The 13,649-nt window shown below is 68.7% G+C and carries 12 protein-coding genes; 10 read left to right on the top strand and 2 right to left on the bottom strand.

What is annotated here, in order from left to right:
• Positions 1 to 131: 131 nt before the first annotated feature.
• From ftsH to phoR, 10 genes are all read left to right on the top strand, one after another.
• Complete coding sequence (ftsH, locus tag JWP60_RS11655) at positions 132 to 2,039, top strand: ATP-dependent zinc metalloprotease FtsH (protein WP_299790936.1); 1,908 nt, start codon at positions 132 to 134, stop codon at positions 2,037 to 2,039.
• A gap of 71 nt (positions 2,040 to 2,110) precedes the next feature.
• The gene (gene folP, locus JWP60_RS11650) at positions 2,111 to 2,965 is read left to right on the top strand and encodes a dihydropteroate synthase (RefSeq protein WP_299790933.1); all 855 of its coding nucleotides are present in this window, start codon (positions 2,111 to 2,113) and stop codon (positions 2,963 to 2,965) included.
• On the top strand, positions 2,962 to 4,296 hold the full coding sequence (gene glmM / locus JWP60_RS11645) for a phosphoglucosamine mutase (protein WP_299790930.1): 1,335 nt from the start codon (positions 2,962 to 2,964) through the stop codon (positions 4,294 to 4,296). Before folP ends, glmM begins: the two co-directional genes overlap by 4 nt.
• A 188-nt stretch (positions 4,297 to 4,484) precedes the next feature.
• Entirely contained in the window at positions 4,485 to 4,964 is a 480-nt protein-coding gene (locus JWP60_RS11640; RefSeq protein ID WP_299790927.1) for a hypothetical protein, read from the top strand.
• A 192-nt stretch (positions 4,965 to 5,156) separates the two neighbouring features.
• Entirely contained in the window at positions 5,157 to 6,113 is a 957-nt protein-coding gene (gene pstC / locus JWP60_RS11635) for a phosphate ABC transporter permease subunit PstC (RefSeq protein ID WP_299791209.1), read from the top strand.
• Complete coding sequence (gene pstA, locus JWP60_RS11630) at positions 6,110 to 7,003, top strand: phosphate ABC transporter permease PstA (protein ID WP_299790924.1); 894 nt, start codon at positions 6,110 to 6,112, stop codon at positions 7,001 to 7,003. The genes pstC and pstA overlap by 4 nt, the downstream gene beginning before the upstream one ends.
• Before the next feature lie 8 nt (positions 7,004 to 7,011).
• The gene (gene pstB, locus JWP60_RS11625; RefSeq protein WP_299790921.1) at positions 7,012 to 7,794 is read left to right on the top strand and encodes a phosphate ABC transporter ATP-binding protein PstB; all 783 of its coding nucleotides are present in this window, start codon (positions 7,012 to 7,014) and stop codon (positions 7,792 to 7,794) included.
• Between the two features lie 10 nt (positions 7,795 to 7,804).
• Positions 7,805 to 8,509, top strand: coding sequence for a phosphate signaling complex protein PhoU (gene phoU / locus JWP60_RS11620; protein WP_299790919.1), 705 nt, complete (start codon positions 7,805 to 7,807; stop codon positions 8,507 to 8,509).
• Between the two features lie 10 nt (positions 8,510 to 8,519).
• Positions 8,520 to 9,212: a phosphate regulon transcriptional regulator PhoB gene (gene phoB / locus JWP60_RS11615; RefSeq protein WP_299790916.1), complete on the top strand. Its 693-nt coding sequence runs from the start codon at positions 8,520 to 8,522 to the stop codon at positions 9,210 to 9,212.
• A gap of 55 nt (positions 9,213 to 9,267) precedes the next feature.
• Positions 9,268 to 10,629: a phosphate regulon sensor histidine kinase PhoR gene (phoR, locus tag JWP60_RS11610; RefSeq protein ID WP_299790913.1), complete on the top strand. Its 1,362-nt coding sequence runs from the start codon at positions 9,268 to 9,270 to the stop codon at positions 10,627 to 10,629.
• On the opposite strand, the gene JWP60_RS11605 is transcribed toward phoR, so the two are convergent.
• Together JWP60_RS11605 and JWP60_RS11600 are read right to left on the bottom strand one after the other, a co-directional pair.
• Entirely contained in the window at positions 10,577 to 11,920 is a 1,344-nt protein-coding gene (locus JWP60_RS11605) for an MATE family efflux transporter (protein ID WP_299790910.1), read from the bottom strand. The two genes, phoR and JWP60_RS11605, sit on opposite strands and share 53 nt — an antisense overlap.
• Positions 11,917 to 13,605, bottom strand: coding sequence for a hypothetical protein (locus JWP60_RS11600; RefSeq protein WP_299790907.1), 1,689 nt, complete (start codon positions 13,603 to 13,605; stop codon positions 11,917 to 11,919). The genes JWP60_RS11605 and JWP60_RS11600 overlap by 4 nt, the downstream gene beginning before the upstream one ends.
• Between the last annotated feature and the right edge of the window lie 44 nt (positions 13,606 to 13,649).

The raw sequence follows: 13,649 nt of genomic DNA, 5'->3' as shown, positions 1-13,649 counted from the left end.
TTGTCCGGCATCACGCGCGCGTTTCTTCCTATGGAGCGCCGGCCAAAAATAGACCGGCCGCCTGCTTGAAACCCCTAGAATGGGCGTCACTTGCCGCTAGAGATGGGCCATATCGCCCTCGGAGACTCAGTTTGAACAATCAGTGGTTTTCCAAGATCGCCGTCTGGCTGGTGATCGCACTGGTGCTATTCACCGTATTCAAGCAATTCGATACGCGTGGCGGTGCCGGAGCTTCCGTCGTCGGCTACTCGGATTTCCTCGAACAGGTCCGCAACAAGCAGATCAAGAACGCCGTCATCCAGGAGGGCCAGGGCGGCACCGAGATCGTGGCCGTCACCACCGATGACCGCAAGGTGCGCACCACTGCCACCTACCTCGATCGCGGCCTGGTCGGCGATCTGATCAACAACGGCGTCAAGTTCGACGTCAAGCCGCGCGAAGAGGGCTCGCTCCTCATGACGCTGCTCGTGAGCTGGGGGCCGATGCTCCTGCTCATAGGCGTGTGGATCTACTTCATGCGGCAGATGCAGGGCGGCGGCAAGGGCGGCGCCTTCAGCTTCGGCAAGAGCAAGGCGCGCATGCTCGACGAGAGCAGCAACCAGATCACCTTCAGCGACGTCGCCGGCTGCGACGAGGCCAAGGAAGAAACCAAGGAAGTCGTCGACTTCCTCAAGGACCCGCAGAAATTCCAGAAGCTGGGTGGCCGCATCCCGCGCGGCCTGCTGCTGGTCGGTCCTCCGGGCACCGGCAAGACGCTGCTGGCCAAGGCCATCGCCGGCGAAGCCAAGGTGCCGTTCTTCTCGATTTCCGGCTCCGACTTCGTCGAGATGTTCGTCGGCGTGGGCGCGGCCCGCGTGCGCGACATGTTCGAGAACGCCAAGAAGAACGCCCCCTGCATCATCTTCGTCGACGAAATCGACGCGGTCGGCCGCCAGCGTGGCGCCGGTCTCGGCGGCGGCAACGACGAGCGCGAGCAGACCCTGAACCAGATGCTGGTCGAGATGGACGGCTTCGAGACCAACCTGGGCGTGATCGTGATCGCCGCGACCAACCGACCGGACATCCTCGATGCCGCGCTGCTGCGCCCGGGCCGCTTCGACCGCCAGGTCTACGTGACGCTGCCGGACATCCGCGGCCGCGAGCAGATCCTGAACGTGCACATGCGCAAGATCCCGATCGGGCAGGACGTCAACCCCGGCATCATCGCCCGCGGCACGCCCGGCATGTCCGGCGCCGACCTCGCCAACCTGTGCAACGAGGCCGCCCTCATGGCCGCCCGCCGCACCGCGCGCGTGGTGGAGATGCAGGACTTCGAGAAGGCCAAGGACAAGATCATCATGGGCCCGGAGCGCAAGTCCATGGTGATGCCGGAAGAAGAGCGGCGCAACACGGCCTACCACGAGTCCGGCCACGCCATCATCGGCAAGCTGCTGCCCAAGTGCGACCCGGTGCACAAGGTCACCATCATCCCGCGCGGCCGCGCCCTGGGCGTGACCATGAGCCTGCCCGAGAAGGACCGCTACAGCTACGACCGCGACTACATGCTGAACCAGATCAGCATGCTGTTCGGCGGCCGGATCGCCGAAGAAGTGTTCATGCACCAGATGACCACCGGCGCTTCCAACGACTTCGAGCGGGCCACCCACCTGGCGCGCGACATGGTGATGCGCTACGGCATGACCGATGCGCTGGGCCCGATGGTCTACGCGGAAAACGAGGGCGAGGTCTTCCTCGGCCGCTCGATCACCAAGACCACCAACATCTCCGAGCAGACCATGCAGAAGGTCGACGGCGAAGTGCGGCGCATCATCGACGAGCAGTACGCCCTGGCGCGCAAGCTGATCGAGGACAACAGCGAGAAGATGCACCGCATGGCGCAGGCTCTGCTGGAGTGGGAAACCATCGACGCCGAGCAGATCGACGACATCATGGCCGGCAAGGAGCCGCGCCCGCCCAAGGACTTCACGCCGCGCGCCGGCAATTCCGGCGGCACGGGCGGTCCTTCGGTCACCGCCGACCCCGCGCCGAACGCGGCGTAAAACTTCCGCGATCCGTGCATAAGGGCCCCTCGCGGGCCCTTTCGCTTTCCTTGCTGACGCACAATCCGGCCATGCAGTGGCAGACCACCCGTTTCGCCCTCGACCTGTCCGGTCCGCTGGTGATGGGGATCGTCAACGTCACGCCGGATTCGTTCTCCGACGGCGGCTGCTTCGTGAGCACGCGCACGGCGCTGGACCACTGCGAGCAGTTGCTGCGCGAAGGCGCGCACATCCTGGACATCGGCGGCGAATCGAGCCGGCCCGGCGTGGCGCCGGTGACGCTCGAGGAAGAGCGCGCGCGGGTGCTGCCGGTGCTGCGCGAGGCGGTGCGCCTGCAGGTGCCGATCTCGGTGGACACCTACAAGCCGGAGCTGATGCGCGATGCGCTGGATCTGGGCGCCGACATCATCAACGACATCTGGGCGCTGCAGCGGCCGGGCGCGCTGGATGCGATCGCTGTCCATGCCTCCTGCGGCATCTGCCTGATGCACATGCACGGCGAGCCGCAGACCATGCAACGCTCGCCGATGCTGGGCGATGCCGTGCCGCAGGTGCGCGAGTTCCTGCGCGAGCGCAGCGCGGCCCTGCGGCTGCGCGGGGTCTCGGTGGGGCGCATCGCCTGGGACCCGGGCATCGGCTTCGGCAAGACGGTCGAACAGAACTTCGCGCTGCTGGCGCGCCAGCGCGAGCTGCTGCACGAGGGCTATCCGCTGCTGGCGGGCTGGTCGCGCAAGTCCTCGCTCGGAACGATCACGGGCGAGTCGGTGCAGCACCGCATGGCGGCGAGCGTGGCGGCGGCGGTGCTGGCCGTCGAAAAGGGAGCGCGCATCGTGCGGGTGCACGATGTGCGCGAGACAGCGGCCGCGCTCAAGGTATGGAGCGCGACGCAGGAGGCCCTGGCCGGGCCGGCAGAAGGCAGGACATGACCAGAAAGTTTTTCGGCACCGACGGCATCCGTGGCACGGTCGGCGAAGCACCCATCACTCCGGATTTCGTGCTGCGCCTGGCGCACGCCGTCGGCCGCGTGCTCAAACGCACCGAGGAGCGCCCCACCGTCCTGATCGGCAAGGACACGCGGATCTCCGGCTACATGCTGGAAAGCGCGCTGGAGTCGGGCTTCAACTCCGCCGGCGTCGACGTGGTGTTGCTCGGGCCGCTGCCGACCCCGGGCGTGGCCTATCTCACGCGGGCGCAACGGGCGAGCCTGGGCGTGGTGATCAGCGCCAGCCACAACCCGTATCCGGACAACGGCATCAAGTTTTTCAGCGAGCAAGGCACCAAGCTGCCGGACCAGTGGGAGATCGACGTCGAGGCCGCGCTCCTGGAGCCGCCGCAGTGGGCGAACTCCGGCAACCTGGGCAAGACGCGCCGCCTGGACGATGCGGCGGGCCGCTACATCGAATTCTGCAAGAGCACCTTCGCCCACGATCTCACCCTCAAGGGCATGAAGATCGCGGTGGATTCGGCGCATGGCGCCGCGTATCACATCGCGCCCAAGGTCTTCCACGAGCTGGGCGCCGAGGTGTTCTGCATCGGCTGTTCGCCCGACGGCCTGAACATCAACGACCGCGTCGGCGCCACCCACCCCGAGGCACTGGTCAGCGCGGTGCGTGCCAATCGCGCCGACTTCGGCATCGCCCTGGACGGCGACGCCGACCGGCTGCAGGTGGTCGATGCGCAGGGGCGCCTGTTCAACGGTGACGAACTGCTGTTCCTGATGGTGATCGACCGGCTGCAGCGCGGCGAGCGGGTGCCGGGGGCGGTCGGCACGCTCATGACCAACATGGCGGTGGAGCTCGCGCTCAAGCAGCGCGACGTGGAGTTCGTGCGCGCCAAGGTGGGTGACCGCTACGTGCTGGAAGAACTCGAGAAGCGCCGCTGGCTGCTGGGCGGCGAGGGCTCCGGCCACCTGCTTTGCCTGGACAAGCACACCACGGGCGACGGCCTGATCAGCGCCTTGCAGGTGCTGCAGGCGTGCGTGCGCAGCGGCAAGTCGCTGGCGCAACTGCTCGAGGGCGTGACCCTGTTCCCGCAGACGCTGATCAACGTGCGCCTGGCGCCCGGGCAGGACTGGAAGAAGAACGACCGGCTCGCCGCCGAGTGCGATCGCCTGCAAAAGGAACTGGCCGGCTCCGGCCGCATCCTGATCCGCGCCAGCGGCACCGAGCCGGTGCTGCGGGTGATGGTCGAAGCCAGCGAGGCAGCCGTCGCGCAGCGCAGCGCCGAACGCCTGGTCGAGGCCGTGCGCGCCGGCTGAGCCTTTCTTGCATGGACTTGCTCCCTCTCCCGCTTGCGGGAGAGGGCTGGGGTGAGGGCGACTCCCCGAGCGCCCCCACCCCAACCCTCCCCCAAAGGGGGAAGGAGCCAGTCCCGACCCGTCGCGCAGCCACCACAAAAGCACCAAGTGGAGATGCGCAATTCCCGGGCTGCGTCTAGAGTGAATCCATGCGCCGCCTTCACTCCCGCCTCCTCATGCCGGTCTTCTGGGCCGGCCTGCTGCTGGGCGCGGGCGCCGCATTCGCGCAACTGGCCCCGGCCAACTACACGCTCACCGCGCCCGCCTGGCGGGGCGAGCCCGAGCTGACGCCCGCTGCGCCGCTGCTGGCCTGGGGCGGCATGCGCCTGGCCACGGCCAGTTCCTTCAGCGGCAGCGGCCTGTCGCTGGAAGCGGGCGAGCGGTGGTTCGCCCGCGGCGGCATCGGCCGCAGCCTGGACAACGACGTCATGAGTCTCGGGGGCGGCTACCGCTTCGGTGACGGCAATGCGCTGTCCATGCACTTCACCCGCCAGCTCGGGCAGGAACGCCTGGGGCTGGCACTGCGCTACGACCTGCACAGCAGTTTCCTGCGGCTGTCGTACGAGCAGCCGATGCGCAGCCCCGGCGCCCACGACAGCCTGCGCTTCTCGGCCGGGGTGCGCTTCTAGGGCCCGTTCACGGGCGCTGGCCCTGGCTGCCGCGCGAATCGATGACAGTGTCACAGAACTGTCATCCCACCGCCATAGAGTGACGCTTGCCGCGCGGCCCGACGCCGCGCAATCGACGAAAGCGAGCGAGTGTCCTCCACAGCCCCCGCAGGCCAGCGCAGCCTGTCGACCCCGACGCGTGTCGGCCCCTCCATCGCGCAGAACCTGCGCGCTGGCGTCAGCGCGTTCGTCGACCGCCTGTTCGGCTGGGCCGCATGCGCCGCGGCGCTGCTCACGCTGGCCTTGCTGGCCGGCATCCTGGTCTCGCTGTTCATCGGCGCGTGGCCCGCCATCGAGAAGTACGGCCTGAGCTTCCTCACGAACAGCGTGTGGGACCCGGTCAGCGAAAACTTCGGCGGCGGCGTGATGATCGTCGGCACGCTCGTCACATCGCTGATCGCCCTGGTGATCGCCGTGCCGGTCAGCTTCGGCATCGCGGTGTTCCTCACCGAGCTGTCACCCTCGTGGCTGAAGCGCCCGCTCGGCACCGCGATCGAGCTGCTGGCCGCCGTGCCCTCCATCGTCTACGGCATGTGGGGCCTGCTGGTGTTCGGGCCGGTGCTGGCCAGCTGGGTGCAACAGCCGCTGCAATCGGCTTTCGGCAAGGTGCCCGTGCTCGGGGCGCTGTTTTCGGGCCCGCCGGTGGGCATCGGCATGCTGTGCGCCGGAATCATCCTGGCGATCATGATCATTCCCTTCATTTCCGCGGTGATGCGCGACGTGTTCGACGTCACCCCGCCGATGCTGAAGGAGTCCGCGTACGCACTGGGATCGACGACCTGGGAGGTCGTGTCGCGGGTGGTGCTGCCCTATACCAAGGGCGGCGTCATCGGCGGGATCATGCTGGGCCTGGGCCGCGCACTGGGCGAGACCATGGCGGTCACCTTCGTGATCGGCAATTTCAACCAGCTCCAACCCTTCAGCCTGTTCGCGCCCGCCAACAGCATCACCTCGGCGCTCGCCAACGAATTCGCCGAAGCGGGCGAGGGCATGCACCAGGCGGCGCTGATCTACCTGGGCCTGGTGCTGTTCTTCATCACCTTCGTCGTGCTGTCGCTGTCCAAGCTGCTGCTGGCGCGCCTGCGCCGCAACGAGGGCGCACGGTCATGACCATCACCAGTACGTCGCAAGGCCTGCTGCGCGCTGCCGACCGCGCGCAGCAGCAGGAGCGCATGTACCTGCGCCGCAAGCGCGTCAACCGCATCGCCCTGACGCTGTCGCTCGGCGCCATGGCCTTCGGCGTGTTCTGGCTGGTCTGGATCTTGTGGGACACGGTGCGACTGGGCTTCGCCGGCCTGACCTGGGCGACCCTGAGCCAGTCGACCCCGGCGCCCAATGACGCCGGCGGCCTGCTCAATGCCATCTGGGGTTCGCTGCTGATGGTGCTGCTGGCCACCTTCGTCGGCACGCCCATCGGCGTGATGGCCGGCATCTACCTCGCCGAGTACGACGCCAAGGGCTGGCTGGGCAACAGCACGCGCTTCGTCAACGACATCCTGCTGTCGGCGCCCTCGATCGTGATCGGCCTGTTCGTCTACGCGGTGCTGGTCGCGCGCTTCCACCAGTTCTCGGCCTGGGCCGGTGCGATCGCGCTGGCGCTGATCGTGATTCCCATCGTGATCCGCATCACCGAGAACATGCTGCTGCTGGTGCCCTCCGGCCTGCGCGAAGCGGCTTATGCGCTGGGCGCCCCCAAGTGGAAGGTCATCCTGAAGATCACGCTGCGCTCGGCCCGCGCCGGCGTGGTCACCGGCGTGCTGCTGGCCGTGGCGCGGATCGCCGGTGAAACCGCGCCGCTGCTGTTCACCGCCCTGAACAACCAGTTCTTCACCTCCGACCTGGGCCAGCCCATGGCCAGCCTGCCGGTCACCATCTTCAAGTTCGCCATGAGCCCCTACGAGAACTGGCAGCAGCTGGCCTGGGCCGGCGTGTTCCTCATCACCCTGGCCGTCCTCGGCCTCAACATCGCGGCGCGCGTGTTCACGCGCAGCAAGCTCTGAACGCCTTGATGCAAGCCACCTCCGTTCCCCAAGCCGCGGCTGCCAAGCTGGCGGTGCGCGACCTGAACTTCTACTACGGCAAGTTCCACGCGCTGAAGAACATCGACCTCGACATCCCCGAGCACAAGGTCACGGCCTTCATCGGCCCGTCCGGCTGCGGCAAGTCGACGCTGCTGCGCACCTTCAACCGCATGTACGAGCTGTACCCCGACCAGCGGGCCGAGGGCCGGATCGTCCTCGATGGCGAGGACCTGCTGAGCTCGAAGAAGGACGTCGCCCTGATCCGCGCCAAGGTGGGCATGGTGTTCCAGAAGCCCACGCCCTTTCCGATGTCGATCTACGACAACATCGCCTTCGGCGTGCGCCTGTTCGAGAAGCTCGGTGACGCCGACATGGACGAACGCGTCGAATGGGCGCTGGGCAAGGCAGCCCTCTGGGACGAGGTCAAGGACAAGTTGCGCCAGAGCGGCGCCGGGCTTTCCGGGGGCCAGCAGCAGCGCCTGTGCATCGCCCGCGGCATCGCGATCAAGCCCGAGGTGCTGCTGCTCGACGAACCCTGTTCCGCGCTCGACCCGATTTCCACCGGCAAGATCGAGGAGCTGATCATCGAGCTGAAGAAGGACGTCACGGTGGTGATCGTCACCCACAACATGCAGCAGGCGGCGCGCGTGTCCGACTACACCGCCTACATGTACCTGGGCGATCTGATCGAGGTGGGGGAGACCGAGCAGATCTTCTTCAAGCCGCGGCGCCAGGAGACCGAGGACTACATCACGGGCCGTTTCGGCTGAGGAATTCGCGATGGCAGACAAGCATCTTTCAACCCAGTTCGACAGCGAACTCAATGCGCTCTCCGCCCGCGTCATGCAGATGGGCGGGCTGGTGGAGTCGCAGATCCGGCAGGCGATCCTGGCCCTGTCGCACTTCGACGGCGAGGTGGCGCGCCAGGTGATCGCCACCGAGGACCGCGTCAACCAGATGGAAGTGGAGATCGACCGCGAGCTGTCCAGCGTGATCGCGCGGCGCCAGCCGACCGCGCGCGACCTGCGCCTGTTGATGGCCATTTCCAAGACGACGGCGAACCTCGAGCGCGTGGGCGACGAGGCGCGGCGCATCGCCCGCATGGTGCAGTCGATCCTGGAGAAGAGCGGCATGGTGCGCAACCTGCCGGCCAGCGAGCTGGGCGTGGCCGCCGACCTGGCCTCGGCGCAATTGCGTAAGGTGCTGGATGCGTTCGCCCGGCTCGACACCGCCGCCGCCGTGGCGATCATGAAGGAGGACGACCTGCTCGATCGCGAGTTCGACGGTTTCGTGCGCAAGCTGATCACCTACATGATGGAAGACCCGCGTACCATTTCCAGCAGCCTCGACCTGCTGTTCGTGGCCAAGGCCATCGAGCGCATCGGCGACCATGCCACCAACATCGCGGAGTTCATCATCTACGTGGTCAAGGGCGCGGACGTGCGCCACAGCTCGATGGAGCACATCGAATCCGCGATCCGGTAAGGGGCGCACCATGAAGCACCTGCCCCGCGTGCTGGTCGTCGAGGACGAGCCCGCCATCGCCGAACTGGTGTGCGTCAACCTGCGCCACAACGGCTTCACGCCGGTGTGGGTGGACGACGGCGAGGCCGCGCAGCGCGAGATCGACGCCATGCTGCCGGACCTGATCCTCCTGGACTGGATGCTGCCCGGGCGCAGCGGCCTGGAGCTGGCGCGCCGCTGGCGGGGCGATGCCCGCACGCGCGCCGTTCCCATCCTGATGCTCACCGCCCGCGGCGACGAGCCCGACAAGGTGGCCGGCCTGGACGCCGGCGCCGACGACTACATCACCAAGCCGTTCTCCACCCAGGAACTGCTGGCGCGCATCCGCGCCGTGCTGCGCCGGCGCGCCCCCGAGAAGACCGACGAAGCCGTGCAGGTGGGCCAGCTGCTGCTGGACCCCGGCACGCATCGCGTGAGCTGGCGCGGCGAGCCGCTGAAGCTGGGCCCCACCGAGTTCAAGCTGCTGCACTACCTGATGAAGAATCCCGAGCGCGTGCACAGCCGCGCGCAGCTGCTGGATCGCGTGTGGGGCGACCACGTCTTCATCGAGGAGCGCACGGTGGACGTGCACGTCAAGCGCCTGCGCGAGGCGCTCGGCACCGCGGGGGTGCTGGTGGAAACCGTGCGCGGTGCGGGCTATCGCATCACGGCCGAGACCCGATGAGCCGCCGGGCCGCTGCCAAGGCGAATACCGCAGTTCGTAGCACGAAGGCTTCCGAATGACGGGACGCGTCCTGCTGTTCGCGCTGGCGCTCCTTGCGGGCCTGGTGGCGGGGGCGCTGCTGCAGGGAGAGCGGGGGGCTGTCGTCGGCATCGCAGCGGGCGCCGCACTCTGGTTTGCGATCGATACCTTTCGCGCCGCGCGGGTGCTGCGCTGGCTGCGCACGGCGCAATTGCGCGGCGCGCCGATCCACGGCGGCTGGTGGGGCGAGGCCGCGGATCGCGCCCGTCGCGCCCTGGCCGCGCGCGAGCAGCAGGTTCAGGACGCCGAGCGTCGGCTCGACGCCTTTCTCGACGCCATCCGCGGTTCGCCCAACGGCGTGGTGCTGCTGGATCCGCAGGCCCGTATCGAGTGGTGCAACCAGACCGCCGCCGTGCACCTGGGGCTCGACCCCGAACGCGACCTCAAGCAGCAGATCGTGCACCTGCTGCGCGACCCCGGCTTCTCGGCCTTCTACCATGGCGGCAACTATGCGCAGGACGTGACGGTCACCGCCCCCGGCAGCGCCGCCAGCCGCCCGCGCAAGCTCTCGCTGCACCTGCATCCCTATGGCGAGGGACGGCGCCTGCTGCTCTCGCGCGACGTCACGGCGGTGGAACAGGCCGAAGGGATGCGGCGCGATTTCGTCGCCAACGTGTCGCACGAGATCCGCACGCCGCTGACGGTGCTGGCGGGTTTCGTCGAGACGCTGCAGACCCTGGACCTCTCGCGCGAGGAGCGGGCGCGCTACCTCCAACTGATGGCGCAGCAATCGCAGCGCATGCAGACGCTGGTCAGCGACCTGCTGACCCTGTCGCGGCTCGAGGGCAGTCCGCCACCCGGTGAGGGCGAGTGGACGCCGCTGGCGAGCCTGCTGGCGCAATGCGAGCAGGACGGGCGTGCGCTGGCCGCGAGCCTGGGCAAGCCCATGCGGATCGTCATCGCGCCGGCGCCCGCGCTGGCGCTCAGTGGCAACGGCACCGAGTGGCAAAGCGCGCTCTCCAACCTGGTGAGCAATGCGGTGCGCTACACGCCGGCGGGTGGTTCGGTCGATGTGCAGGTGCGGCCGGGCGACGCGGGGCGCTATTCCGTGGCTGTGCACGACACCGGTCCCGGGATTGCCGCGGAGCACCTGCCGCGGCTGACCGAGCGTTTCTACCGCGTCGATCGCAGCCGCTCGCGCGAGACGGGCGGCACCGGGCTCGGGCTGGCGATCGTCAAGCACGTGGTGCAACGGCACGGCGGCGAGCTGAAGATCGAGAGCACGCCGGGCGCGGGATCCACCTTCACCATCGTGCTGCCGGCAGCGCGCGTGCGCGCGCAGTCGCTCACGCCGGCCGAAAGCGCCGCACTGCCCGCCACAGGATCAACGGCAGGATGACGGCGAGCAGCGCCAGCCCCACGCTGCTGGCGATCCAGAAGGCCGAAGGGCTGCGCAGCGCCGGCCAGCAGCCGATGCCGCGATAGGCGAGCTGGTAGCCGCCGATCACGCCCACGCCCCACAGCAGGAGGCAATAGGCCATGAGGGGCGCCACCGCCACGCGATAGGAGCGCAGCACGAAGACGCACAGCGCCTGGGTGGCATCGCCGCAGTGGTAGGCCGCCACCAGCGCCAGCAGGCCGGCGGCAACGGCCGCCACGTGCGGATCGGCGGAGTAGAGCGCCGCGATGCCATGGCGGCTGGCCAGCACCACGCCGGAGAGCAGCAGCGCCAGCGACAGCCCCATGCGAAAGCCGGTGCGGATGCTGCCGCGGGCCCGCTTCAGCTCGCCGGCGCCCAGCCAGAAACTCACGCGCGCGCTGGTCGCGATGGCGATCGACAGCGGCACCATGTACATCACGGCGGTCACGTTGGCGGCGATCTGGTGGGCGGCGGACGACAAGGTGCCTTGCCGCGCGATGAACAGCGACATCAGCGTGAACGAGGTGACCTCCACCACGATCGAGAGGCCCGCGGGAATGCCCAGGCGCGCGAACTGCGCGATGGTCGGCCAGTGCGGGCGTTCCATGCGCCGCCAGATGGCGTACGGCGCATAGAGGCCATCGGTGCGCACCATCCACAACGCGATGCCGAGGAAGACGTAGTTCACCACCACGGTGGCCCACGCGCAGCCCACGGCACCCAGTGCCGGCAGCCCGGCGCCGCCGAAGGCGAACCAGATCGTCAGCGGCACCTTGCAGGCCAGCGAGCCGAGCTGCAGCCAGGTCACCAGCTGCGGCTTGCCCAGGCTCTGGTTCAGCGTGCTGTACATGCGAAACAGCAGCGCCGGCGGCAGCGCAAGCGCCAGCACGCCGAGGTAGTGCCGCACGTCGCTCTGCAAGGCGGCCGGCACCTGCGTGCCTTGCAGCAATGCATTGGGGAACAGCAGGCCGAAGACACCGGCGACGGCGGCGAGCACGGCGAGATAGAGCGCCTGCCGCACGGAGCGGCCGACGTCCAGCCGGCGGCCGGCACCGTGCAGTTCGGCCCACGTGGGCAGCAGCGCCTGCAACACGCCCATCAGCGCGACGAACACCGTGATGTAGACGGCAGAGCCGACCGACAGCGCGGCCAGCGCCTGCTGCGAGTAGCGCCCCGCGACGATCGTGTCGGTGATGCCGAAGGCCATGGTGGCCAGCTGCCCGGCCAGCACGGTGCCGGCGTGGCGCGCGATGATTCCGCGTTCGCTCAAGGCTTCTTCTGGTACAGCAGCAGGTTTTCGCTCTTGTCGGTGGGACGCGGAAACTTGGCGACCAGCCGCCATCGGTGGCTGTTCAAGGCCATCGGCACCGACTTTTCCAGGTCCTCGGCCACCACCAGCCAGGGGCAGGTTTCCGGCTCGCCCGCCATGCGCAGGTCCAGGCGCCCGTGGTAGCGCAGCGCGGCGATCTGCGCGCGCGTGAGGCCGAACACCTCGACGCATCCGGGAGTGTCGATGCGCGTGGCCACGCGGTGCACCACGGCGGCATAGCTGCGGGCGTAATCCAGTACCGGGAGCCACAGCGTCATCACCAGCAACCAGGCGAGGGCAGCGCCGCCCGCCGGCAACACGAGGCTCTTCCAGATCGCATGGCGATTGCGCTTGGTGCGCCAACGGACCAGCGCGACCCAGGCGATGGTGGCTGCCAGCGCCACCAGGAAAGGCAGCAGCGAGAAGCTGGGCGTGAAGCCGGGCGCCAGCTTGGCGACGTTGGCCGCGGGCTTGGGCGGCACGCCGGTCTGCAGGGAAATCCAGATCACCCAGATCACCAGCGCGCAGCCGCTGAAGAACAGCAGCGTGAACCAGTCGATCAGGGCGGACACGCTGCGCTCCAGGGTGGGCAGCGCGAACGCCGCCAGTGCGGCCAGGGCCGGCAGGCTGAGCAGCAGGGCGCGGTCGGAGTTCGGGGCCAGCACCGCGGTGAACAGGCTGACCACCGCGAACCACAGCGGCAGTGCGACGTGGCGGCGCCCCAGTTGCCGGCGCCAGCGCCAGATGGTCCACAGGGCCAGCGGCCACGCGGGCCAGGTGAACCACGCGAGCAGGCGGAGGATGGAAGCCGCATCGTGCGCGGTGTCGAAGGGCAGCGGATCGAGGCGCCACTGCCACATGTCCAGCAGGGCGGCGATCAAGGCAGCGACCGCTGCGACCACGACGATCACCGCGGTGCCGCGCCAGCCGCGCAGCCCGCTGCTCGCGTCGTCGGGGCTGTCGGCCGTGTGCACCACGGCGCCGCCGATGGCGAACAGGGCAGCCATGGTGGGCGCACCGCTCAGCCCCAGGCCGATCAAGCCCAGCGCCAGGCTGGCCGTGGGCCACGCGAGCCGGTAAGGCAGTGCCGCGAGGCCGTAGAAGGTGAGGGCGGTGAATCCCAGTTGCGCGAGCGCCGGCGTGGTCTCGTGCGACAGCTGCATCAGGCCGAGGCAGGCGATCAGCGCCAGCAGGCCGCCGTCGGCCATCGCGCGTGCGTAGTCGGGCGGATGCGCTTCGCCGCCGAAGGCAAACGGCACGGGCTGCGCGCGGGGCGTGCGCGCCAGGTAGTACACGCCGTACCAAGTGGCCAGCAGCGTGACCACCAGCAAGGCGATGAAGGGAATGCGCCCGGCGAAGTCGACGGCCAGCCACGCGGGCGCGAGCCGCATCGACCAGGCGCCAAGCCAGTAAGGCAGCAGGGCTTCGAACTCGGGCGGCTGCCCCAGCAGGGAGGGGTGCAGCCAGGCGCTATGGCCGGTCGCCAGCTCGAACATGTAGCCCAGCGTCATCATGTCCTGGTTCTTCCAGGGCTCGCGGCCGATGAAGCCAGTCAGCACGTAGGCCGCGCAGAACAGCAGCAGGGCTGGTCGGGGCAGGCGGCGCACTGCGCTCTGGGCGACGATGGCGGGGGTGGGCTGGTTCACGCGCGGGAGTTTGTCACAGCGCCGTGGGGCGCCGCGCCAATGAA

The sequence above is a fragment of the Ramlibacter sp. genome, from assembly GCF_028291745.1.
Classification (GTDB): domain Bacteria; phylum Pseudomonadota; class Gammaproteobacteria; order Burkholderiales; family Burkholderiaceae_C; genus Ramlibacter.
Note: the sequence above shows the minus strand (reverse complement) of the source record. Positions and strands in the feature narration are given on the sequence as shown.